At 71.8% G+C, this 23,731-nt stretch carries 20 protein-coding genes; 10 read left to right on the top strand and 10 right to left on the bottom strand.

The window, feature by feature from the left end; genetic code table 11:
* Window positions 1–191: 191 nt before the first annotated feature.
* Both C7C45_RS02285 and pseI read left to right on the top strand, forming a co-directional pair.
* Window positions 192–1,361, top strand: a complete 1,170-nt coding sequence (locus C7C45_RS02285) for a glycosyltransferase family 2 protein (protein WP_110562059.1) — start codon at window positions 192–194, stop codon at window positions 1,359–1,361.
* Window positions 1,362–1,497: 136 nt separating this feature from the next.
* Window positions 1,498–2,550: a pseudaminic acid synthase gene (gene pseI, locus C7C45_RS02280; protein ID WP_110561946.1), complete on the top strand. Its 1,053-nt coding sequence runs from the start codon at window positions 1,498–1,500 to the stop codon at window positions 2,548–2,550.
* Window positions 2,551–2,929: 379 nt separating this feature from the next.
* Here the strand turns inward: pseI and C7C45_RS02275 are convergent, their stop codons facing one another.
* Genes C7C45_RS02275 through C7C45_RS02260 form a run of 4 tightly spaced genes read right to left on the bottom strand, consistent with a single transcriptional unit; the run spans window position 2,930 to window position 5,639 of the window.
* Complete coding sequence (locus C7C45_RS02275; protein ID WP_244200197.1) at window positions 2,930–3,385, bottom strand: hypothetical protein; 456 nt, start codon at window positions 3,383–3,385, stop codon at window positions 2,930–2,932.
* The gene (locus C7C45_RS02270) at window positions 3,369–4,124 is read right to left on the bottom strand and encodes an SDR family NAD(P)-dependent oxidoreductase (protein WP_110561944.1); all 756 of its coding nucleotides are present in this window, start codon (window positions 4,122–4,124) and stop codon (window positions 3,369–3,371) included. Before C7C45_RS02270 ends, C7C45_RS02275 begins: the two co-directional genes overlap by 17 nt.
* On the bottom strand, window positions 4,117–5,391 hold the full coding sequence (locus C7C45_RS02265; protein WP_110561943.1) for an AMP-binding protein: 1,275 nt from the start codon (window positions 5,389–5,391) through the stop codon (window positions 4,117–4,119). Before C7C45_RS02265 ends, C7C45_RS02270 begins: the two co-directional genes overlap by 8 nt.
* A complete protein-coding gene (locus C7C45_RS02260; protein ID WP_091401397.1) occupies window positions 5,388–5,639 on the bottom strand; it encodes an acyl carrier protein in 252 nt (83 codons plus the stop codon). Before C7C45_RS02260 ends, C7C45_RS02265 begins: the two co-directional genes overlap by 4 nt.
* Before the next feature lie 100 nt (window positions 5,640–5,739).
* On the opposite strand from C7C45_RS02260, the gene C7C45_RS02255 reads away from it, so the two are divergent.
* On the top strand, window positions 5,740–6,249 hold the full coding sequence (locus tag C7C45_RS02255) for a peptide chain release factor 2 (RefSeq protein ID WP_110561942.1): 510 nt from the start codon (window positions 5,740–5,742) through the stop codon (window positions 6,247–6,249).
* A gap of 101 nt (window positions 6,250–6,350) precedes the next feature.
* Here C7C45_RS02255 and C7C45_RS02250 read toward each other — a convergent pair whose 3' ends face one another.
* A complete protein-coding gene (locus tag C7C45_RS02250; RefSeq protein WP_110561941.1) occupies window positions 6,351–8,087 on the bottom strand; it encodes a hypothetical protein in 1,737 nt (578 codons plus the stop codon).
* 365 nt (window positions 8,088–8,452) lie between these two features.
* Here C7C45_RS02250 and pseB point away from each other — a divergent pair, with 365 nt between their 5' ends.
* The 7 genes from pseB to C7C45_RS02215 all read left to right on the top strand — a co-directional run bounded on the left by pseB (window position 8,453) and on the right by C7C45_RS02215 (window position 15,951).
* Window positions 8,453–9,436, top strand: coding sequence for a UDP-N-acetylglucosamine 4,6-dehydratase (inverting) (gene pseB, locus C7C45_RS02245; RefSeq protein ID WP_110561940.1), 984 nt, complete (start codon window positions 8,453–8,455; stop codon window positions 9,434–9,436).
* Window positions 9,433–10,590 carry a DegT/DnrJ/EryC1/StrS family aminotransferase gene (locus tag C7C45_RS02240; RefSeq protein ID WP_110561939.1) on the top strand — a complete coding sequence of 386 codons (1,158 nt, stop codon included), beginning with the start codon at window positions 9,433–9,435 and terminating at the stop codon, window positions 10,588–10,590. Before pseB ends, C7C45_RS02240 begins: the two co-directional genes overlap by 4 nt.
* A gap of 10 nt (window positions 10,591–10,600) precedes the next feature.
* Window positions 10,601–11,449 carry a hypothetical protein gene (locus C7C45_RS02235; RefSeq protein WP_110561938.1) on the top strand — a complete coding sequence of 283 codons (849 nt, stop codon included), beginning with the start codon at window positions 10,601–10,603 and terminating at the stop codon, window positions 11,447–11,449.
* A 205-nt stretch (window positions 11,450–11,654) separates the two neighbouring features.
* On the top strand, window positions 11,655–13,433 hold the full coding sequence (locus tag C7C45_RS02230) for a class I SAM-dependent methyltransferase (RefSeq protein WP_110561937.1): 1,779 nt from the start codon (window positions 11,655–11,657) through the stop codon (window positions 13,431–13,433).
* Entirely contained in the window at window positions 13,430–14,206 is a 777-nt protein-coding gene (locus tag C7C45_RS02225; protein WP_280101361.1) for a cytidylyltransferase domain-containing protein, read from the top strand. The genes C7C45_RS02230 and C7C45_RS02225 overlap by 4 nt, the downstream gene beginning before the upstream one ends.
* A complete protein-coding gene (locus C7C45_RS02220) occupies window positions 14,203–15,261 on the top strand; it encodes a PseG/SpsG family protein (protein ID WP_110562057.1) in 1,059 nt (352 codons plus the stop codon). Before C7C45_RS02225 ends, C7C45_RS02220 begins: the two co-directional genes overlap by 4 nt.
* Before the next feature lie 54 nt (window positions 15,262–15,315).
* Window positions 15,316–15,951 (top strand): alpha-ketoglutarate-dependent dioxygenase AlkB, encoded by a 636-nt coding sequence (locus tag C7C45_RS02215; RefSeq protein ID WP_110561936.1) that lies wholly within the window; start codon window positions 15,316–15,318, stop codon window positions 15,949–15,951.
* Between the two features lie 275 nt (window positions 15,952–16,226).
* Here the strand turns inward: C7C45_RS02215 and C7C45_RS02210 are convergent, their stop codons facing one another.
* The 5 genes from C7C45_RS02210 to C7C45_RS02190 all read right to left on the bottom strand — a co-directional run bounded on the left by C7C45_RS02210 (window position 16,227) and on the right by C7C45_RS02190 (window position 23,674).
* Window positions 16,227–16,901: a response regulator gene (locus C7C45_RS02210; RefSeq protein WP_110561935.1), complete on the bottom strand. Its 675-nt coding sequence runs from the start codon at window positions 16,899–16,901 to the stop codon at window positions 16,227–16,229.
* Entirely contained in the window at window positions 16,898–18,034 is a 1,137-nt protein-coding gene (locus C7C45_RS02205) for a sensor histidine kinase (RefSeq protein ID WP_244200196.1), read from the bottom strand. Before C7C45_RS02205 ends, C7C45_RS02210 begins: the two co-directional genes overlap by 4 nt.
* 70 nt (window positions 18,035–18,104) lie before the next feature.
* Window positions 18,105–18,695, bottom strand: coding sequence for a hypothetical protein (locus tag C7C45_RS02200; RefSeq protein ID WP_110561933.1), 591 nt, complete (start codon window positions 18,693–18,695; stop codon window positions 18,105–18,107).
* Window positions 18,696–19,019: 324 nt separating this feature from the next.
* Entirely contained in the window at window positions 19,020–21,503 is a 2,484-nt protein-coding gene (locus C7C45_RS02195; protein ID WP_110561932.1) for a DNA gyrase/topoisomerase IV subunit A, read from the bottom strand.
* A 113-nt stretch (window positions 21,504–21,616) separates the two neighbouring features.
* Window positions 21,617–23,674: a DNA gyrase/topoisomerase IV subunit B gene (locus C7C45_RS02190; protein ID WP_110561931.1), complete on the bottom strand. Its 2,058-nt coding sequence runs from the start codon at window positions 23,672–23,674 to the stop codon at window positions 21,617–21,619.
* Window positions 23,675–23,731 lie beyond the last annotated feature (57 nt).

The raw sequence follows: 23,731 nt of genomic DNA, 5'->3' as shown, positions 1-23,731 counted from the left end.
CGGGTCACTCCTGGGTGAACCGGACGCGTCCCACCAGCCGACTGCCGGGCGGGCAGGCCACCGTCTCCCGGGTCGGAGAACCGCCCGGCGGTCGACGTTAACCTTCTGCTGGGCGGGAGTTCAGAGACTTCACCATCAGCGGCCACGTGTGGTTCCGGGGCCGGCCACCCGGGTCGTCGAAGGTGGCGGGCGTGGTCATTGAGCCGACGCACGCACCGCTGCTGAGCATCGTCGTGCCCGTGTACGGCGTCGAGGCGTACCTGTACCAGTGCCTCGAATCGATCCGGGCCGACGTCCCGGCGGGCGAGTCGGACGCGGTCGAGCTGATCGCCGTCGACGACGCCTCCCCGGACGGCTGCGGCGACATGCTCCGCTCGTACGCCGCCGGACACGACGGCGTCCGCGTCGTGCACCTGAGCAGCAACGTGGGTCTGGGGCTGGCCCGCAACGCCGGGCTCGACGTGGCCACCGGCCGGTACGTCTGGTTCTTCGACAGCGACGACTGGTTGCCGCCGGGCACGATCCCGGAGGTGCTGGACCGACTGCGCCAGCACCAGCCCGACGTGCTGATGCTGGACCACCTGCGGGTGCACGAGGACGGCCGGCGGGAGGTCGACGCGAGCAGTCACCTGCTGCGCGGAATTCCCGCCGTGACCCGTCTGGAGGACCAACCGCAACTGCTACGGGTGCAGCACACCGCCTGGAACAAGGTGGTCCGCCGGGACTTCCTGGAGCAGTTGGAGCTGCGCTTCTTCCCCGGCTGGTACGAGGACATCCCGTTCAGCCATCCGCTGCTGATCGGTGCGGAGAAGATCTCCGTGCTGGACCGGGTCTGTTACCTGTACCGGCAGGGTCGGCAGGGTGCGATCACCTCCACCCGCAGCGGGCGACACTTCGACGCGTTCGACCAGTACGAGCGGCTGTTGGACTGGGTCGCGCGCAAACACCCGGACGAGCGGTTGCAGGCCGAGCTGTTCCAGCTGATGATCAACCATTACCTGGTGGTGGTGGGCAACGACGACCGGCTGCACCCGCACCTGCGGCGGGACTTCTTCCAGCGGGCCGCCGAGCACTACCGTCGGTACCTGCCCACCGGCGGGTATCCACTGCCCTCCGGCGTGACCGGGCTCAAGCACCGCCTCGTCGGGCGCGGCGACTGGCTGGCGTACTCGGCGCTGCGCCGGGCTCACCGGGTCGCTGGTCGCCTCCGGCGGAGTGGCCCGTCGACCGGCGCCGGTCCCGCCTCGGTCAGCGCCGACGAGGACCCGGGCCGAGGGGCGGGTGCCGCCGCGACAGTTCGGAACGACGGGCTCGCCACGGCGCAGCGGCGCGACGCGCTGGCCGGGGGCCGCCTACCGTGACCGTCCCCGCCACACACCACGCCGGGGGCCGGGTCGGCTCCCGGCGCCCTGGTTTTCCAGGTCGTCCGCTCGTTGGGTGGACGACGACGACAGCACCACCGCACCGCGGTGCGGGCGTACCTGAGCAGAGGTCGGAATGACGGCGACAATCAAGATCGGACCGCACCTGGTCGGTGCCGGGGAGCGACCGTTCGTGGTCGCCGAGATGTCCGGCAACCACAACGGCGATCTGAACCGGGCGCTGACCATCGTCGACGCGGTGGCCGAGAGCGGGGCGCACGCGCTGAAGCTGCAGACGTACCGGCCGGACACCATCACGATCGACGTCGACACCCCGGCGTTCCGGATCTCCAGCGGGCATGAGTTGTGGGGCGGGGAGAACCTGTACCGCCTCTACGAGCGTGCGCACACCCCGTACGAGTGGCACGCCCCGATCTTCGAGCGGGCCCGCGAACGGGGCCTGACCGTCTTCTCGTCGCCGTTCGACGCCACCGCCGTGGAGCTGCTGGAGTCGCTGGACGCGCCCGCGTACAAGATCGCCTCGTCGGAGCTGGTCGACCTGCCACTGATCCGGCTCGTGGCCAGCACCGGCAAGCCGATGGTCATCTCCACGGGGATGGCGACGGTCGCCGAGATCGACGCCGCGGTGCGTACCGCCCGCGACGCGGGCGCGGCGGGCATCGTCCTGCTGGCCTGCACCGCGTCCTACCCGGCCCCGCCGGCAGACAGCAACCTGCGCCGGTTGCCGGTGCTGGCCGGCGCGTTCGACGTGCCGGTCGGGCTCTCCGACCACACGCCCGGCATCGGGGTGGCGGTCGCCTCGGTGGCGCTGGGCGCCTGCTTCATCGAGAAGCACGTCACCCTGGATCGGGCCGACGGCGGTGTCGACTCGGACTTCTCGCTGAACCCGGCCGAGCTCGCGGCCCTGGTCGCCGAGTCCGGCCGCGCGTACGCGGCGCTGGGTGGCACCGCGATCGGCCCAACCCCGGCCGAGCAGGAGGGGCTGCGCTTCCGCCGTTCCCTCTTCGTGGTCGAGGACGTCCGCGCCGGTGACCCGGTGACCGCGCGGAACGTGCGGTCGATCCGGCCCGCCGGCGGTCTGCCTCCCGTGGAGATCGACCGGGTGCTGGGCCGCACCTTCGCCACCGACGTCCCACGCGGCACTCCCCTGAGCTGGGACCTGATCTGACCCGTCGTCCGACCGTCGTCTGACCGTCGTCCGCCGGCCGGGCCGCCGAGCGGTGCAGCCCGGCCCGGCGGACTCCCCTGAGCGCCTGTAGAGCTGCCCCAGATCTGGGGCAGAAGCAGCCGACCACCGCACGCACCACGAACCGGCACGGGCAGACCGACCACCGCGAGCACCCGTCCGGGATGCAACGACGGGCGACGCCCCATACGTGGGGCAGCTCTACAGGGCCCAACCACCGGCACCAGCCCACACCCGACCGGGCACCCAACAACGGACGACGCCCCACACGCGGGGCAGCTCTACAGGACCCAACCACCGGCACCAGCCCACACCCGACCGGGCACCCAACAACGGACGACGCCCCACACGCGGGGCAGCTCTACCGGGAGCAGCCGCCGACAGCAGCACCCCGACCGTCGGGGACGAAGCCGACGGTGATCACCAGGTCGGCCAGCCAGAGGGTCCGCCAGACCGCGGACCCGTCGGCCGGCGTACTCAATCCGTGGCGACGCCACCACGCCGCCACCGGCACGTTGGCCAGCTTGCAGCAGCACTCGGCACGGGTCCACCGCGCCCAGAAGTCCTCCACACCGAACCGGCGGGCCAGCGTCGGGGGCACCGCGGCGTCGGCGCGTTCCGCGTCGATGGCCACCCGCCACCCCGGTGTCCGCGGGCCGTACCAGCCGACGCAACGTCCGTCGTCGAGGTGACTGCGGGTCACCGCGTCGGTCAGGTCGGCGGGTGCGCCGATGCGCAGGTGCTGTTCGGCGACGGCGAGCAGCCCTGGCACCGGACGGGGCCGGACCAGCCGGTCCAGGTCAGATGGAGGCGGCACCGTCCACCACGATGACCTGGCCGTTGATGTTGGTGTGCTCGCGCAGCAGCATCCGCACCACCGGCGTGACCTCCACCGGCTCGGTCAGGTGACCGGTCGGGGTGCGGCGCACGATCTGGTCGAGCTGGGTCGGGCCGAGCACGGCGGACATCTCCGAGGCGAAGAAGCCGGGCGCGACCGAGTTGACCAGCATCCGGCCGCCCAGCTCCCGGGCGAGCGAGCGCGTGGCGGCGTCCATGCCGCCCTTGGTGGCCGAGTACGCGACCAGACCCGGGAAACCGCGCTGCCCGCAGATCGAGGTGATGTTGACGATCCGCCCGCGCAGGCCCTTGCCGAGCATCCGGCGGATCACCAGCCGGGTCAGCTGCAACGGGGCGGTCAGGTTGGTCTCGATGATCCGGGCGATGTCGTCGGTGGCGGTGTGCGCGTGCAGGGAGTCCTGTCCCATGGCGGCGTTGTTCACGATGCCGTCGATCGGGCCGAGGTGCTGCTCGACCTCCCGGACGAAGCTCTGCGCGGCGCGCAGGTCGGTGACGTCCACCGAGCCGACGTGCACCCGGTCCGGATGGTCGGCGGCGAGCTTCTCCAGCTCCGGCGTGATGGTGCGGGCGAACGCGGCCACCTTGACGCCCGCGTCGAGCAGGTCGGTGACGATGGCCAGGCCCAGGCCACGGGAACCGCCGGAGACGAGGACCACGGTGCTGGGCGGTACGAGCTGGGTGTCGGCGGGGTCAGACATCGCTCTTCAGGGTCTCCTTGACGGGGATCTCGGTCAGTACGCGGATCCGGCGTGGCACCGCGTGCTCGGGAAGCTGGTCGGCACACCAGCGGACCAGCGCGCCCTCGTCGGGCACGTTGGTGTCGCCGGGACCGGCGGGGGTGAGGACCACCTCGGCGACCACCATCCGCCCGAGCACCGGGGCGCGGCGACCGGTCACGCGGGCCCAGGCCACCGCCGGATGCCCGGTCAGCACGCCCCTGACCACGCCGGCGGAGACCTTGCTGCCGCCGACGTTGATCTCGTCGGAGTCCAGGCGGCCGGTGATCAGCACCCGGTCGTCGAGCACCTGCACCCGGTCCCCGGTGCGGATCGGGCCGGCCAACCCGGCGCCGTGGTACGGCGAGGTGACCACCAGCTCGTCGTCGCGCACGGAGAGCGTCGGCCGACCAGGGGCCTCCCGGTCCAGCCAGTCGACCGGGAAACCGGCCCGCCCGTCGTGCACCACGATGGACGCCCCCACCTCGGAGGAGGCGTAGATCCAGGAGATCCGGGCCGTGGGGAAGACCTCCCGCAGCTGGTCCAGGATCGCCTGGTCCACCGGCTCCCCGCCCAGGGTGATCTGGCGCAACGGCACCCGGGCCAGCGCGGCGGCATCCCGGTAGAGGGTGCGGCGCCAGAAGGTCGGGGTGCCGGAGGCGGCGTCGACCCCGTGCGCGGCCGCGACCGTGGGCCAGTCGTCCAGTTCGTCCGGCTCGACCACCACCAGGTGCTGGCCGGGCTGGGTCAGCGACAGGGTGACCACCTGCCACCAGGCGTACGTGCCGGGGGCGTACGGGCAGAGCCAGGTCCGATCGGGTTGCTCGGCCCGCACGGTGGTCAGTGTGTCGAGAGTGTGCCCGACCCGCTTGGGACGCCCCGTCGAGCCCGAGGTCAGCAGCCAGAGCCGGCCAGGATCGGCGGCTCGCGGCCGGGCCGGGGCGTGCGGGCGCAGCCCGTCGTCGTCGAGGACGCCAACGGTGAACCCGGCCTCCAGCAGCTCCGTACGCATCGCCGCGTCGACCCGACTCGCGGTGCTGAGCAGCAGCTCAGTGCCGTGCACGGCGTGCTGCCGAGCGGCGGTGAGCGCGTGCACGGCGGAGTGGGCGAGCACCGCCACGGGGTCGGACAGCGTCGGCAGCGGCAGCGAACGCCAGGTCAGCGCGGCGCCACCGACGACGACCCGGTTGTCGACGCCGGCCGGCTCCGGGTGCCCGGAGGCGGCGCTACGGGTCGTCGCGACGGTCACTGGTGCTGAAGCTCGACGAGGAAATCGAGAACGTCTCCGACGGTGGCGATGCGGCGCAGGCCGGGGGCGTCGAAGTTGAGCTCCTCCCCCGTCTCGTCCTCCACCCGAAGGGCCAGCTCGGAGAAGTCGAGCGACCGGAAGCCGATCTCCCGCAACTGCGCCGCGTCGTCCGCGGGCAGCTCCTTGTCCTGGTTCTTCAGCACCTGAGCCATGAGGTCGCGGATCTGCGCGCGACTCAATTCGTTCATGCGCCGCAGTCTACAACCCAACGAATGCATATCTGCTTTCCCGGTGGGCCCGGGTAAGGTGCCGGGACCCGACGTGAACAGATAAGAAAGCGAGACGCACGTGCTGCGCGAAGCGACGGCGGACGACGTTCACCTGATGTTGTCCTGGCGTAATCAGGAAACCAACCGCCAGGTCAGCAAAACCAGCCACGAGATCACCGTCGAGGAGCACGCGCGGTGGTGGTCGACGGTCCGGGACGACCCGTCCCGGCGGGTGCTGATGTATGTCCGCGACGACCTGCCCTGCGGCGTGGTCACCTTCTTCGACCTGCGGCTGGACGGCCCCCGTACCGGCGCGTGGGGCTTCTATCTCGACGCCGACGGGCTGGACCGGCGGAGTGAGACGCTGCCCGCCTGGCTGGGGGTCATGCGGGAGGCCGTCGAGTACGCCTTCGACGGGCTGCACCTGGACCGGCTCGACGGCGAGGTGCTCGGTCACAATACCGTCGTACGACAGATGAACCGGCGTTTCCGATTCGTCGAGGGCACGCCCCGGCAGGAGCTGTCCGACGGCCGGGAAATCACCGTCATCCCGATTTCCCTGGCGCGGGCCGACCGCCGTCAACGCTGATTGTCGTAGCCAATCCGCATCGGACCGAAATCATTAACCGTCGGTGCTCCCGGTGGACATCCGCCGTTCACGAATAGTGGTGTCCACCGGGGCGCGGCGGTTCAGGCCCGCCGCCAGGCCGCCCAGTGCTGCGCCGGGTTGCCGCCGAGCCGGACGAAGCCGTACGCCGTGCCGTCCCAGTCGTCGGCCGCCCCGGGCGCCCAGCGGGCGAACACCACCTGCGCCGCGGCCGGCGGCTGCCCGAGGCCGAACCACCGCACGTCGGTCCAGGTCACCTGGTGGCTGAGGTTGAACCGCAGGACGTAGTGCACACCGGTCGAGGCCCACACCCGCTCGCCGGGGCGTACGCCGACGTCGGCCACCCGGGGCGTCGGCGCGGTGCTGGTGATGGCCGACCGCACGACGTGCTGGTCGATCACCTGCATGGTGGCGAGGTTGACCAGGACGAGGACGCCGAACATCGGCAACCGCAGTCGGGGCACCAGGACGGCCGCGACGAGCAGCAGACAGCCGGCGATGCCGACCAGCGAGCCGACCACCGGCCGCATCTCCCGCCAGCCCGCGGTCAACGCCGCCAGGTCCGGGGCGCTGAAACCGCCGTAGCGCAACCGGTGGCCCTGGCTGGCCACGTAGGCGAGTCGGGCGGCGATCAGCGCACCGCCGCCGATCAGCAGGGCCACCGCGACGGCCGCCCGGCGCAGCACCACCCGGCGGCCGGCGGTGAGCAGCACGCCGAGCCCGACGAGCAGCCAGAACGGCGCCAGCATCTGCACGTAGCGGCCGTAGATCGCGTCCAGCGGCTTGCCGGTGATGCCGGCCAGGATCACCGATGACCCGCCGGCCACCCCGAGCGTCACCACCAGCGCCACGCCCATCGTCCAGCGGGCGGCGTCGCCGTGCCGTGGGCGCCACAGCTCGCGGACGGCGGCGGCCCAGGCCACTCCGGCCATCCCGAAGGTGATCACCACGAGGTACCAGAGCTGGGTGGTGACGCCCGCGCTGACCCGGACCACACCCTGGATGGAGGCGACCGCCTCGACCGTGCCACCGCCGGGGGTGCTGCCGAGCAGGTAGACCTTGTTGCCGAGGTAGCGGATGGCGGCCTCGTTCACGAGCGCCATGGCGAGCACCGGCAGCAGCGCGGCGAGCACCGCGGGTGGGCTGATCCGGCGACGGACGAACAGCAGCAGGACCAACCCGGCGTGCACCGCCACGATCACCAGGCCGCGGGAGTGCAGCAGGTGGAACCCGCCGACCAGCAGACCGACGGTGGCGGCGGCGACCGGGCCGGGCCGCCCGATCCAGCGGTGCACGGCGAGCAGCCAGGCGACCACCAGCGGCGCCATCACCGTGTCGATCATGGCGATGCCCGCGTAGAAGACGGTGGCCGGGAGGGTCGCCGCCGCGAGGGCGCTCGCCAGCGCGTACGACCGGCGCAACCGGAGCAGACGACGACCGAGCAGGTACGCCAGCGGCAGCAGCGTCGAGTTCGCCATCGCGTTGATCAGCTGGACGATCCGGTAGCTGTCGCTGAAATCCCGGTCGCCGAGGAACGCCGGCGAGATCAGCATCGGGTAGCCGACCCGGCGCAGCAGGTCGTTCTCGCTGCTGAAGCCGCCCGGCCCGCCCGCCAGCGCGCGGGCGGTGTTCAGGTAGCTGTCCTCGTCGGTGTGCGCGATCGGCAGCACGATGTGCCGGGACAGCCACATCCGCCAGGCGACGCTGAGCACCCAACCGACGACCAGCAGCACCGGCACCAGCCAGCGTCGCGCGGGTGCCGAGTCCGTCGGTTCCGCCGCAACCGCCGGCCGTTCGATCACGTCGCTACCGGATGCCATCAACGCCTCCAGAATTGCCGGCCGGACCGGGCCCGCGCAGACCGGCGGGCACGTCGGCCTGCACGGGTGACGCTCGGGGGTGATCCGTTCGCACCGAGCCGGTGCGGATGTCGGGTGAACGCGGGAACCGGCTGCGGACAGCGCCACCGGGTCACTCGCGCGGTCACTGTAACGGCCGGATCCGACCTGGTCAGGCCCATTGCGTTTTGGTCGACAGTGTTTGCCTACGCGGTGCTCGGCATTCACAGGAGCAGGGGTCGTGGTTCACCCGTGAGCGTCGGGGAGTTAACCCGCCATGGCTAGCGTCTCACCCCGGTCGGCCGGCCGAGGGCCGCCCGTTCATCCACGATCACGGGAGCGCCAAATTGAGTGAGTTGAATGGGTCGTCCATTCTGATCACCGGGGGAACGGGTTCCTTCGGCAGGACCTTCCTCCGGCACATCCTCACCGAGGCCGACCCGGCCCGCGTGGTCGTGTTCTCCCGCGACGAGCTCAAGCAGTACGAGTTGCGCCAGCAGCTCGGCGACGACCCCCGGCTGCGCTGGTTCATCGGCGACATCCGGGACCGGCACCGCCTCACCCGGGCCATGCACGGCGTGGACCACGTGGTGCACGCCGCCGCGCTCAAGCAGGTGGACACCGCGGAGTACAACCCCTCCGAGTACATCGCCACCAACATCACCGGTTCCCAGCATGTCGTCGACGCCGCGATCGAGGCCGGTGTCAAGAAGGTCATCGCGCTCTCCACCGACAAGGCGTCCAGCCCGATCAACCTGTACGGCGCGACGAAGCTGGTCGGCGACAAGCTGTTCGTCTCGGCGAACCACTACGCCGCCCAGCACCCCACCCGGTTCGCCGTCGTGCGCTACGGCAACGTGGTGGGCAGCCGCGGTTCGGTCGTCCCGCTGTTCCGGCGGCTGGCCGCCGAGGGCAAGAGCCTGCCGATCACCGACAAGCGGATGACCCGCTTCTGGATCACGCTCGACCAGGCCGTGCAGTTCGTCATGGACTCGTTCGACCAGATGCAGGGTGGCGAACTGTTCGTGCCGCGCATCCCGAGCATGCGCATCCTCGACCTGGTCGAGGCCGTGGCCCCGGATGCCACCACCCACGAGATCGGGATCCGGCCGGGCGAGAAGCTGCACGAGGAGATGATCGCGCCCGACGACAGCCGGCGGACGCTGCGCGCCGACGGCCGGTTCATCGTCCAGCCGACCATCGCCACCTGGGGCTACCAGCCGCCGGTCGACTGCGACCCGGTGCCGGACGGCTTCGCCTACCAGTCGGACACCAACGACGAGTGGCTCACCGTCGAGCAGCTACGCGACATGCTCGGCCTCACCGCATGACGGGAATGCTCCCGTACGGCCGGCAGTCGGTCACCGAGGACGACATCGCCGCCGTCGCCGACGTGCTGCGCGGCGACTGGCTCACCACCGGGCCGCAGGTCGACGCGTTCGAGGCCGACCTCGCCACCTGGACCGGTGGGGTCGGCGTCACCGCCGTCTCCAACGGCACCGCGGCGCTGCACGTGGCGTACGCGGCTGCCGGGGTTGGCCCGGGTGACGAGGTGGTCGTTCCGCCGATGACGTTCGTGGCGACCGCCAGCAGCGCGGTCGCCCTCGGGGCGAAGATCGTCTTCGCCGACGTGGAGGACGAGACCTTCTGCCTCGACCCGGCGGCGGCCGCCGCCGCGGTCACCTCGCGGACCAAGGTCGTCTCCGCGGTCGACTACGCCGGCCACCCCGCCGACTACGACGCGCTCCGCAAGTCGCTGGTGGGCAGCGACGCGTTGCTCCTCGCCGACGCGGCGCACTCGATCGGCGGGACCTACCACGGCCGGCCGGTGGGTTCGCTTGCCGACCTGACCACGTTCTCGTTCTTTCCCACCAAGAACCTGACCACCGCCGAGGGCGGCGCGGTCGCCGCACTGGACCCGCAGGTCTTGGAGCGGGCCCGCCGGTTCCGCGGCGTCGGCATGGTGCGCGAGCGCGACGAGCTGCGCTTCCCGGACGAGGGCGGCTGGCACCAGGAGGTGCACGAGTTCGGGCTGAACTACCGCCTGCCGGATGTGCTCTGCGCCCTGGGCCGCAGTCAACTGCGCCGGCTCGCCGAGTTCAAGGCGCGACGGACCGCCCTCGTCGCCCGCTACGACGAGGCGCTGGCCGACCTGAACGGCGTGCTGCTGCCGACACGCAGGTCCTGGGCCGACCCGGCCTGGCACCTCTACCCGATCCGGGTGCTCGACGGGCGTCGCCGCGAGGTGTACGACCGGATGCGGGCCGCCGGCATCGGCGTGCAGGTCAACTACATCCCGGTGCACTGGCACCCGGCCTTCGCCGACCTCGGTTACCGGCGCGGATCCTGCCCGGTGGCCGAGTCGTTCTACTCCCAGCAGCTGTCGCTGCCGCTCTACCCGGGACTCAGCGACACCGACCAGGATCGCGTCATCGACGCGCTGACCGCGGCCCTACGGGTCGGCTCGGTGCGTACCGCCGCCTGATGGGAACCTGATGCACCACGCCAACCACTTCTACGGCCACGCGCACGTGCTGGCCCGCTACGCCGGTCTCGGCGACCGGCACCCACCGCGGATCAACGGGTACGTGCAGCACGGCTGGAACATCGGTGACGGCCTGGCCCCCGGTCACCCGTACGCCGAGCGCACCCCGAGCCTGCTCTGGTCGGAACAGACCCGCCGACGGGCCTGGTCGGTGGGGCGGCGCAACGTGGTCGTCATCGGAGCCCCGTTCAGCTACCTGCTGGCCATGCGCCCCGAGGAACCGCCGGCCGAGGAGCGGGAGGGCACCATCTGGTACCCGTTCCACGGCTGGGAGGGCCAGCACGTCAAGGGTGACCACCGGAAGCTGATCGCGCTGATCCAGGAGACCGAGCCCGGCCCGGTCACCGTCTGCCTCTACTGGCACGAGTACCGGATGCGCAGCGTCCGTCGCCTCTACGAGCGCGCCGGGTTCCGGGTGATCTGCCACGGCTACCGGGGGCACTGGTGGAAGGACACCGACCCGGAGTTCCTCGACAGGCAGCTGACCGAGTTGCGCCGCCACCGCCGGGTAGCATCCAACCGGCTGACCAGTGCGATCTTCTACGGCATCGCGGCGGGATGCGAACCGGCGGTCTACGGCGACCCGATGATCCTGTCCAACGAGGACCCGACCTTCGGCGGGACCGCCCGGATCCGGCGGCAGTGGCCGGAGCTGCACGGCGCCACGGTCGACCTGTCCACCGCGGTCGAGATCGCCCGCGCCGAGCTGGGCACCGACCACCGCTGCACCCCGGCAGAGCTGCGCGAGCTGCTCGGTTGGGCGAACCTCCAGGAGGAAGAGGACCACCGTGACGACTGAGAGGCTGTCGGGGAACCCCGGGGCGAGCGAGGCGGAGTCCAGGCGGCGATCCGGCAAGGCGGAGTGTGATCCGGGTACCGGTGTTGTATCCGGATCACACTCCAACGCCGCCGGTCGTCGGCCGGGCCCGTCGCAGCCGCTGCAGGGTTCCCCGACAGCCTCTGCGACGGCACCCGCCGGCCGGATCACCCTGCCGGGCGGCGAGATGCTGGCCTGGTCCGACCTGCCGCAGGAGCGGTTGGCCGACGGTGGGCCCGTCGCCGCGCTGGCCGCCCGGCTCGTGCCGCCCGGCGCTCGCGTCCTCGTGGCCGGGCCGCACGACCCGGCCCTGCTCGACCAGCTCGGCCACGCCGAGGTGACCTGCCTGCTGCGCAGCCACCCGGACGCGGTCGCGCTGGCCCAGCGAGCCGCCCACGTGGTGGTGGGTGGCCCGGCCGGGTTGCCCGACGACGAGACGTACGACGTGGTGATCGCCGCCGCCGGGCTGGACCCGGTGGAGTCGGTGGAGGGCACCCGGCTCGGCTGGGACGGCGTGCTGGCGCGACTGGTCGCCGCCCTACGACCGGGTGGCGCGTTGCTGCTGCGCCTGGACAACCCGCTCGGCCTGCACCGGCTGGTCGCCACCACCCCCTGGTACGCCGGCCGGGACGATTCCGAGTGGACCATCGGCGGGGTGCTCGATCGCACCCACCCGGCCAACCGGGACCAGTTGCGCGAGCGGCTCACCGCAGCGGAGCTGCAGCCGGCCGCGTGCTGGGCCGCGTACCCCGATGCCAACACCCCGACGGCGCTGCTCGACGCCGACGACCTCGACTCCGACCGCGGCTCCGGCCTCTTCGACGCGGTGCTGCACGGAGCGTGTGCCGGCGGTTTCACCGGCGCCACGGTGCTCCAGGACCCGGCCCGGCTGGCGGTGGACGCGCTGCACGCCGGACGTGCCGCCGACCTCGCACCGGGCTGGCTGATCCTCGCCCACCGGCCCGCCGGGCCCGCGGCCCCGGCCACGCCGTCCGCCGAGGAGGACCTGCCGGTGGCGCTGGTGCAGACCGGGCGACCCGGGATCGGCGTACTGGAGGTGCTGCACGGCCCCTCGGGATGGCGGTGGGGGCTCACCGCGGCCACCGCCACGAACGTGCCGGCCGCCGCGCCGTTCGCCAGCCGCGAGGCCGCGTACCGGGACGCGGACGCGCTGTCCGGGCCGGTGCCGTCCGGCCGGCTGCTGCGTACCCTGCTGCTCGACGCGGCCCTGCGCCGCGACCTGGCGACCCTGCGCACGCTGCTGCACGGGTACGCGGGCTGGCTCACCGACCAGGCCGACACCGACGGCCGAATCGCCGGCGCCGCCGCGCTGGCCGGCACCGACAACGTGGTCGTCGACGGTGCGCGTTACACGGTGCTCGACCCGAGCTGGCGGGCCACCGACGCGCTTCCCGCCGACGTGGTGCTGGCCCGCGGGCTGTGGCGCTTCGCGGCAAGCCTGCTCACCGGCGGATACGCCCACCCGTGGTCGTCCACCCTCGACGTCGCCGGTCTGACCGTGGTGCTCGGTGGGCTCGCCGGCCACGACGTGGACCGCACGACCGTCGCCGAGGCGGTGGAGGCCGAGGCGGCCATCGCCGCCGCCCTGCACGGGCTGGACCACGACGGCAGGGTCAACCTCGCCACCGAGCTGCACGCCGTCGCGCCCACCGACCCGCCGGTCGGCGCGGACAGCTACCAGCAACTGCGCGAGGCGTGGCTGCGGCAGCGCGAGGAGCTCACCCGGCTGGCGGCGCTGACCGCGTGGACCGAGGAGCTGCTCACCTCGCGGGAACGGGCGCTGCGGCGGGCCGAGACGACGATCGGCCTGCTCAGCGGATCGCTCAGCTACCGGGTGGGCCGGCTCGCCATCACCCCGGCCCGGCTGGCCAAGCGAGGTGCCCGCGCCGCCAAGCGCCGGGCCATCGCGGCGCTCGGCCCACAGCGGCAGGAGGAACAGCAGTGACCGGCGTACCGGTGCACGGGTCGACCCCGACGGACGGCGCGGGGCCCCGGATCGTCGGCATCGTGCAGGCCCGGATGGGTTCGTCCCGGCTGCCCGGCAAGGTGCTCCGCCCGCTCGCCGGGCGATCCGTGCTGGGCCGGGTGGTGCGCGCCGCCCGCGACAGCGGCGTTCTGGCCGACCTGGTGGTCGCCACCAGCACGGACGCGGTCGACGACGCCGTGGTCGCCGAGTGCGAGCGGCTGGGCGTCCCGTGCCACCGCGGGCCGGTCGACGACGTACTGGATCGGTTCGTGGGTGCCCTCGCGGCGCACCCGGGGGACGCGGTCATGCGGTTCACCGCCGACTGCCCGCTGCTCGACCCGGAGATCATCACCCTGGTCGCGTCGGTGTACCGGGCGGTTCCCGGGCTGGACTACGCGAGCACGTCGATCGCCCGCACCCTGCCCCGAGGGCTGGACGTCGAGATCATCCGAGCGGAGACGCTGCGCACCCTGGGCCGACTCGCCACCGACCACCACCGGGTGCACGTGACCTCGTACGCGTACACCCACCCGGAGCTGTTCCGGGTGCTCGGTGTGACGCTCACCCCGGACCGCTCCGAGCTGCGGCTGACCCTCGACACCGAGCAGGACTGGGCGCTGGTCAGCGCCGTCATCGACCACTTCGGGGACGTCAGCGTGCCACTGGCCAAACTCGCCGACTGGCTCCACGGGCAGCCCCGGCTGCGTGCGCTCAACGCGGACGTACGTCAGAAGCAGTTGGAGGAGTCCTGAGCACCCTCCGCGTCGGGTTGCGCTGCGACGCCGGACCGAAGCGCGGCGTCGGCCATCTCGTCCGCTGCCTCGCGCTCGCCGAGGAGTTCCTCGCGCGAGGCGCCCACGTCGCCGTGTTCGGCACCGTCGAGCGGCTCCCCTGGGCCACCGCGGAGCTCGCCACGCGGGGCATTCCCCTGCACCCGGGCCCGGACACGCCGGCCGAACTGGTCGAGGCGGCCCGCCGGCACGAACTGGACGTACTGGTCCTCGACTCCTACGAGCTGGACCCGGCCGGGGCGGGCGCCCTCCGCGCCGCCGGCGTGTTCACCCTCGCCGTGATCGACGGAGACAGCCGGGGCCAGGTCGCCGACCTCTACCTCGACCAGAACTTCGGAGCGGAGCTGCCGGAGCTGCCCGGGCGGCTGCTCGCCGGGAGCGGGTACGCCCTGCTGCGTGACTCCGTGATCACCGCCCGGCCACCGGTCCCCCCGCCCGCCACGACGGTCAGCCGACCCCGGGTGCTGGCGTTCTTCGGCGGCACCGACGCGGTCGGTGCGGCACCGGTCCTGACCCGGGTGCTGGTGGCCACCGGCCACCCGATGGACCTCACGGTCGTCGTCGGCCGACCCGAGATCGAGGCGGAGGTCGAGGACGTCGTCCCCGGCCGCGGGCAGATCATCCGGCCGGTCCCGCCCACCAGCTCGCTGCCGACGCTGATCACCGAAGCCGACCTGGTGGTCAGCGCCGCCGGCACGTCCACCTGGGAACTCTGCTGCCTCGGCGCACCCGCCGCGCTGGTCTGCGTGGTCGACAACCAACGTGAGTCGTACGCCCGGGTGGTGCGGCACGGCCTGGCCGCCGGCCTCGGCGAGTTGCCGGAGCTGACCGCCGCCGGGATCGCCGGACGAGCCGCCCGCGCGACGGCGGCGCGTACCCTGCACGGCCTGCTCAGTTCGCCGCGGCGGCGCGCGACGCTGGGCGCGCAGGCCTGGTCGACCGTCGACGGGCAGGGCCGGGCACGGGTCGTGGAGGCGGTGCTCGACGCCGTCCGCGGCGCCGCCGTCACCGACTGATCGCAGCGGGTCATCCCTAGCACGGGTGTACGAAAGTGCTGCTAGGGTGGCCGAATGACGCAGGCCGCCTACCAGCCGTCGATGCTCGACCTGGCCGACGCCGGGCCGACCCTGGGGCCGCTGCCCGGCCAGCTCCGCCGACACCAGCTCAGCCGGGGCGCCTGGGTCGACCACCTTCCCGGTTGGGTGCGCGGCTCCGACACGGTCCTCGACACCCTGCTCAGCGAGGTGCCCTGGCGTGCCGAACGGCGCACCATGTATGACACCGAGGTCGACGTGCCCCGCCTGCTCTGCTGGTACGGCGGCGAGGCCCGACTGCCCCACCCGGTGCTCACCGAGGCACGGGCCGCGCTGACCCGGCACTACGCGCCCGAGTTGGGCGAACCCTTCGTCACCGCAGGCATGTGCCTCTACCGGTCCGGGCGGGACAGCGTCGCCTGGCACGGCGACACCATCGGCCGCTCCGCACACAGCGACACCATCGTCGCGATCGTCTCCTTCGGAGCACCCCGACCGCTGCTGCTACGCCCGCGCGGCGGTGGCGACAGCCTCCGCTTCGGAGTGGGCCACGGCGACCTGATCGTGATGGGCGGCTCGTGCCAACGCACCTGGGAGCACGCCATCCCGAAGACCACCCGCCCGGTGGGGCCCCGGGTGAGCGTCCAGTTCCGCCCCCACAACGTCGCCTAGCCCCGCACTCCCGCCCCACCCGCGCGCCCACCACACGCACACCCCACACCCACCCACCCGTACGCCCACGCCCGCGCGCCACGCCCGCCACGCCGGCCCGCCCGCCCGCCGGCCCGTCCGCCCGCGCGCCCGTCCGTCCGTCCGTCCGTCCGCCGATCTTGCGCTTTCAGACGTCGCTTTGCCCCAGTTGCGGCAAATGTCGCGACACCAAGTGCAAGATCGACGAGGAAGGGGAGGGGACAGGGAGCAGGGCTGGGGAGGGACAGGGAGGGTGTTCAGTCTTCGCCGACGGCGATCAGGCCGGTCTCGTAGGCGCAGATCACCGCCTGGGCGCGGTCTCGGAGGCCGAGTTTGGTCAGCACGCTGCTGACATGGGTCTTCACGGTGTGCTCGCTGACCACCAAGGTCTGGGCGATCTCCGCGTTGGACAGACCTCGGCCCAGCAGGTGCAGGGTCTCCCGCTCGCGGGTGGTGAGCACGCCGAGGCGGGCGTCGGCCCCGTCGGCCGGCCGACTCTGACCAGACCGGTGGCGACCGGCGATGTCGGCGATGATCTGCCGGGTGACCGAGGGGGCGAGCAGCGAATCGCCGGAGGCCACCACCCGGACAGCGTGGACGAGGTCTTCACGGCGTACGTCCTTGAGCAGGAAGCCGCTGGCCCCGGCGTAGAGCGCCTCGTAGATGTAGTCGTCCTGGTCGAATGTGGTGAGCATGATGACCCGGCTGCCGGCGTCGGCACAGATGCGACGAGCGGCCTCGATCCCGTCCATCGTCGGCATCCTGATGTCCAGGAGCGCCACCTCCGGCCGGTGCTCCCGAACGGCGGCCACTGCCGCCTCGCCGTCCCCGACCTCGGCGAGGACGGTGATGTCCGGTTGGGCGTCGAGGATCATGGCGAATCCGCTGCGGACGAGTTCCTGGTCGTCCGCGATCACCACCCGAATCGTCACGCCGGGAAGGGTAGCCGAACCTCGACGGTGAACCCGCGTCCACCGACGTCCGGCCCGGTTCTCGCCGCGCCTCCGCAGGCGATCGCCCGTTCCCGGATGCCGACGAGGCCGTGTCCGCCACCCGGGCCACTGGTTCCGACGCCGTCGTCGGCCACGGTGATCGTGAGGGCTTCGGGTGACCAGTCCAGGTGGACGTCGACCGTGCTGGCCGCCGCGTGCTTGACGGCATTGGTGAGGGCCTCCTGGACGATGCGGTAAGCCGCCAGTTCCACATCGGCCGACACCGGGCGTTGCTCACCGGTCACCCGCAGGCTGGCCGCCGGGACTCCGTCGATCAGCGGCGGCAGTTGGGCCAGGGTGGGCTGCGGACTGCGGGGCCCGGCCTCCGCGCGCAGCAGGCCGAGCATGCCACGCAGTTGCACCATGGCGTCACGGCCGGCGGCGGCGATCGCTTCGAACGCCGCCTCGGCTCGGTGCGGGGCGGTACGCACCGCGACCGGCCCGGCCTCGGCCTGCACGATCATGAGGCTCACCGCGTGCGACAACACGTCGTGCATCTCCCGGGCGATCCGGGCCCGCTCGCGTACGGCGGCTTGATCGGCCTCGAACTCACGCTCACGCTCAGCCCGAAGCGCCCGGTCTTCCAGGGCGGTCGCGCGCTCCTGGCGAGCGTGGCTGAGTCGACCAAGGACGTACGCGGTGAAGAAGACCAGGAAGGTGTAGAAGTATTCGCTGATGCGGTTGGTGTTGAACGCCACCCCTGCCGCCACACCCGGGAAGGTCGCGGCGAGTGCGCCCCAGCGCTGCCGGCGACCTCCCACTGCGGCGACCGTGTAGAGCGCGACCAGCCCGCCGTACGCGAGGGGCTGCCCTGGCGCGTCCACAGCCTTGCCCGCGATCGTGGCCAGTGCGACCGCCACCAACACGGTGAACGGCACCCGCCTGCGCCAGATCAGCGGGATCGCCGTGCCCGCGGTGAGCAGGTACGCCAGCAGCCCAGGCGCGCTGCCCGGCCGAGGGAGCACGAACGGCAGCGACACCGCGACGAGGACGAACACGGCGATCGCCGCGTCCACCACGTACGGATTGGTGGTACGCACGAAGCGGGCGAACGACATCGCGACAGTGTGCATGATCCGTGACCCTCCTCCCCACGGGCAGCCGATCCCCCGGCCCCGGGGGGATCGGCTCGCGACCTGCCGCTCAAACGAGGGCGGGCACCGGGTTCGCCGGGGTGGCGGCGGTGGTGCGGCGGGCCAGCGGAAGGAAGGAGACCAGCAGCAGGACCGACCCCAGCGGAATCAGGTCCTTGTCGATGAACGGCGTGGCAAGGTCGGCCAGCACCAGAACCGGCGTCCACACCTTGACCCGGCGCTGCACCGCGAGCAGGACGACCAACGCGAGCTGACCGAGATAGAAGGCGTAGGGCCCGAAGTCGTAGGCCAACTGCGCGATACCCGGCAGGGTGCGTACCTGGTGAATGGTCATGCTCATGCCGTAGTTGTCGGTGGCCAGGAAGCCGGCTACCAGGTCGATCGAGAACTGGGTGATCAGCGCCAGCGCACCGAAGGTGCCGGCCGTGGCGAACACCGTCGCCAGGACCCGACCACCAGTCATGCGGCGCATCTGCCAGAACACCGAGATGAACGCGACGAGCGCGCCGATGAACGCGAGGTGCCCGATGGTCCAGGCCGGGCCGGGACCACGCTCGCCGTCCAAGCCGTCGACGAGCCGGATGATGCCATAGCTCATCACCAGGACCGGGGCGGCGATGAAAGCGGGGCGGAACTCCATTGTGGTGTCTCCTCGGGGTGCTTGCGCCGTGTGTTCGACGTGGTCAAGCCTCCCGTTTCACCGCCCTGACGGCATCGCGCGGCCGACCGATCTTGACAGGGCCCGCTGCCTCGCCCGCACGCATGAGAGCCTCCCTCGCACGTAGGAGAGCCCTCCTCGTAGGCGTGTGCACCTCCGCCGCGGGGGCGAGACACCACGGGGCTTCCCGCGGCACCCGTTCACGCGCACCGCACCCGCGAGCCCGCCAACCGACCATGCACCTGCCGCCAGGTACCGAGGTGGGCTGGCGACAGGTGCATGATCGACGAGAGCGACCTGGTGGAGTCAGTCGCGTTCGATGAGGTGGCCGACCACCGTTGGGCCGAGCATCACCGCGAAGCCGCTGCCGTCGCGGCGTGGGTCGGCCGCGGGCAGCTCCACCGGGTCACCGGTGCCGGTCGCGCCGACCGGGCGCGGACCCACCCAGGCGACGGCCACGTCCGTCTCACCCTTGAGGAAGCGGTGTGCGCGCACGCCGCCGGTGGCCCGGCCCTTCGCCGGGTACGCCTTGAACGGCGTCACCTTGACCGTCGCCCCGGTGGAGGTCACCACCATCGGCTCGCCATGCCCCGGGTCGTCGGTGCGTACCGCGCCGAAGAACGCCACCCGCGCTCCGGCCGGCAGGCTGATGCCGGCCATGCCGCCACCCTTGAGGCCCTGCGGGCGGACCAGCGCGGCGGGGAAGCGCAGCAGCGACGCCTCCGAGGTGACGAAGGTCAGCGTCTCGTCGCCGTCGGTCAGCCAGGTCGCCCCGACCACCTCGTCGCCCGCACGCAGACCGATCACCTCGAACTCGTCGGACCGTACCGGCCACTCCGGCGCGCAGATCTTCACCACGCCCTGCCGGGTGCCCAGCGCCAGACCCGGTGAGCCCTCCGCCTGCCCACCCAGCGGGGCCAGGCCGACGACGGTCTCCCCCGCCTCCAGCGGCACCAACTCGGCCGCGGACATGCCGCCCCGCAGCGACACCGTGCCGGCCTGCTCCGGCAGCACCGGCAGCGGCAGGACGTCGACCTTGAAGGCCCGACCGGCACTGGTCAGCAACAGCACCCGACCACGGGCGGTGGAGTGCACGATCGCGCGTACCGTGTCGTGCTTGATCCGGCCGTTGCGTCGGCGCCCCTCGGCGCTCTCCTCCGACTCGGCCGCGGTCCGGGCGACCAGCCCGGTCGCGGAGAGGATCACCTGGCACGGGTCGTCGGCGACCTCCAGCGGACCGGCCGGCGCGGACGCGGCCAGCACCTCCTTGAGGTCGCCGTCGACAAGCGTCGTACGTCGTTCGGTGGCGAACTGCTTGACCACGGCCGCCAACTCGTCGGAGACCACCTTCTTGAGCACCCGCTCGTCGTCGAGGATCGCGCTCAGCTCGGCGATCTCGGTGCACAGCCGCTCCTGCTCGGTCTCCAGCTCGATCCGGTCGAACTTGGTCAACCGGCGCAGCGGAGTGTCCAGAATGTAGGTGGCCTGGATGTCGGAGAGACCGAAGCGGCTCATCAGCCCGTCCTTCGCGGCCTGCGCGTCATCGCTGCCCCGGATCAGCCGGACCACCTCGTCGATGTCCAGCAGGGCGATCAGCAGACCGTCGACCAGGTGCAGCCGCTCCTGACGCTTGCGCCGACGGTACGAGGTGCGCCGGGTGACCACCTCGTACCGGTGGGCCAGGAACACCTCCAGCAGCGCCTTCAAACCCAGGGTGCGCGGCTGCCCGTCGACCAGGACCAGGTTGTTGACGCCGAACGACTGCTCCAGCGGGGTCAGCCGGTAGAGGTCGGCGAGCAGCGCCTGCGGGTTGACGCCCACCTTGCACTCGATGACGAGTCGGGTGCCGCTCTCCCGGTCGGTGAGGTCCTTGACGTCGGCGATGCCGGTCAGCCGCTTGGTCTTGGTGACCTCGTTGGTGACGGCCGCGATGACCTTCTCCGCGCCGACGCCGTAGGGCAGCTCGACAACGGTGATGGCCTGGCGACCCCGACTGCCCTCGATCGGGCCGATCTCCACCTTGCCGCGCATCCGCACCACGCCGCGCCCCGTCTCGTACGCGCGGCGCACCTCGTCCAGGCCCAGCAGCACCCCGCCGGTGGGCAGGTCGGGGCCGGGAACGAACTCCATGAGCTTGTCCAGGCTGGCGTCCGGGTGGTTGATCAGCCAACGAGCCGCCTGGACCACCTCGGCCAGGTTGTGCGGGATCATGTTGGTGGCCATGCCGACCGCGATCCCGGACGCGCCGTTGACCAGCAGGTTGGGGAAGGCGGCCGGCAGCACGGTCGGCTGGGTCAGCGACCCGTCGTAGTTGGGCTCGACGTCGACGGTGTCCTCGCCGAGCTCACCGACGAGCAGCATCGCCTCCCGCGACATCCGTGCCTCGGTGTAGCGCGAGGCGGCCGGGCCGTCGTCCGGAGATCCGAAGTTTCCGTGCCCGTCGATGAGCGGCACGTTGAGGGAGAAGTCCTGCGCGAGGCGGACCATGGCGTCGTAGATCGCCGTATCGCCGTGCGGATGGTACTTACCCATTGTATCGCCGACAATTCGGGCGGACTTCACGTGCCCACGGTCGGGGCGGTAGCCCTGCTCGTACATCGACCAGAGGATGCGCCGGTGCACCGGCTTGAGGCCGTCGCGGGCGTCCGGCAGGGCGCGGGAGTGGATGACCGAGAACGCGTACTCCAAATAGGAGTCGGAGACCTCGGTGACCAACGGGTTGTCGAAGACTCGCGCGCCGGCCTGGTCGAACGAGGAGAGGTCGACCTTGTTTTCCTTGCGCCGTGCCATGACTCAGCTCTCCACTCGAACGGAACGGGTGCTCATGCCGTCGCTTCGCTGCGCTACGCAACGGCATGAGGCACCATCGCGCTGTCTCGATGATTCGCTTCGCTGCCGCTCGCTCATGCGTCGATCGCTTCCCGGTCGACCCGATCCGCGGAGTCGATGAGCCAGTTGCGGCGCGGCTCGACCTTCTCGCCCATCAGCAGTTCGAGGATCCGCTCGGCGGCGTCGACGTCGTCGAGGGTGATCCGGCGGACGGCACGGGTGGCCGGGTTCATCGTGGTGTCCCACAACTCGTCGGCGTCCATCTCACCGAGGCCCTTGAAGCGTGGGATGGGCGTGACGATCTGCTTGCCGGCCTTCTCCAGCTTGCGGACCGTCGTCTCCATCTCGGCCTGGGTGTAGGTGTAGACGGTCTGCGGGTTGCGCCCCCTGGTGGTGATCTTGTGCAGGGGCGGCATCGCGGCGTAGAGCCGACCGGCCTCGATCAACGGGCGCATGTAGCGGGCGAAGAGGGTGATCAGCAGCGTCCGGATGTGGGCGCCGTCCACGTCGGCGTCGGCCATGATCAGCACGCGGCCGTAGCGCAGCGAGGCGAGGTCGAACGTACGCCCCGAGCCGGCCCCGAGGACCTGCACGATCGCGGCGCACTCGGCATTGTCCAGAACCTGCTGGAGGTTGGCCTTCTGCACGTTGAGGATCTTGCCGCGGATCGGCAGCAACGCCTGGTATTCGGAGGATCGAGCCATCCGGCTCGTACCGAGCGCGCTGTCGCCCTCGACGATGAACAGCTCGCTGCGGTCGATGCCGGTGGCTCGGCAGTCGACCAGCTTCGGCGGCATGGACGCGCCCTCCAGGGCGGTCTTGCGCCGGGCGGCGTCCTTCTGCTGCTTCTGGGTGAGCCGCACCCGCGCCGCGTCGACGATCTTCTGCAGGACGGTGCGCGCCTCGGCCTTGGTGCGTCGGTCCTCCAGCCAGGCCTTGACGTGCGCGTCGACCAACCCCTGGAGCACCTTGGTGATGCCCGGGGTGGAGAGCTCGTCCTTGGTCTGCGAGGTGAACTGCGGCTCGGGGATCCGCACGTGCACCACCGCGGTCATCCCCTCCAGGACGTCGTCCAGGGTGGGCGGCTCCTCCTTGGCCTTGAGCAGACCGCGGGTGTTGCGGACCGCGTCGGCGAGGGCGCGGACGAGGGCCCGCTCGAAGCCCTTGCGGTGCGTGCCGCCGTGCGCGTTGCGGATGGTGTTGGTGAAGCACTCGACGGTGCGCTCGTAGCCGGTGCCCCACCGGAACGCCACCTCGACCTCGGCGCGCCGTTGCACGTTGGACTGCATGACGCCGTTGGCGTCGGCGGCGTTCTCCCGGTATGTGCCCTCACCGTTGACCAGCAGGATGCCGGAGACCGGCCGGTCGCCGGCCGGCGCGAGGAACTCCACCATGTCGCTGAGCCCGTTGGGGTAGTGGAACCGCTCCTCGGCGGGGGCCTCGCCGGTCAGGTCACGCAGCAGGTAGGTCACGCCGGGAACCAGGAAGGCGGTGTTGCGCAGCTTCGTGCGGACCGCGTCGACGTCGAGCGCGGCGCCGGTCTCGAAGTAGCGGGCGTCGTGCCACCAGCGAATCGAGGTGCCGGTGCGCTGGCCGCGCTTCATCGCCCCGATGACCTGCAGCCCGGGGCCGGCGGTGAAGGGCGCGTCCGCGCCGTCGCCGTCGAAGATGCCCGGGACGCCGTGCCGGAAGGACATCGCGTGCACCTTGCCGGCCCGGCGGACGGTCACGTCGAAGCGGTGGGACAGCGCGTTGACCGCCGAGGCGCCGACGCCGTGCAGGCCGCCGGAGGTCTTGTAACCGGAGCCGCCGAACTTGCCGCCGGCGTGCAGCCGGGTGAGCACCAGCTCGACGCCGGAGATGCCGGACTTGGCGTGCACGTCGGTGGGGATGCCCCGGCCGTCGTCGTCGACCTGCACCGAGCCGTCGGCGTGCAGTGTCACCTCGACGTTGCTGGCGTGACCGGCGACACCCTCGTCGGTGGAGTTGTCGAGGATCTCGTTGACGAGGTGACCCACGCCACGGCTGTCGGTGGAACCGATGTACATGCCGGGCCGCTTGCGGACAGCGTCCAGCCCCTCAAGGTGAGTGAGGTCATCGGCCCCGTACAGGGTGTCAGGCTCTGCGGTCAACTGGTCGTACTCCCCGGTCTCGGCGGTGTGCTGCCGGTCACCGGCGACATCAGCCGG

Source organism: Micromonospora arborensis, assembly GCF_003205615.1.
GTDB lineage: Bacteria > Actinomycetota > Actinomycetes > Mycobacteriales > Micromonosporaceae > Micromonospora > Micromonospora arborensis.
Note: the sequence above shows the minus strand (reverse complement) of the source record. Positions and strands in the feature narration are given on the sequence as shown.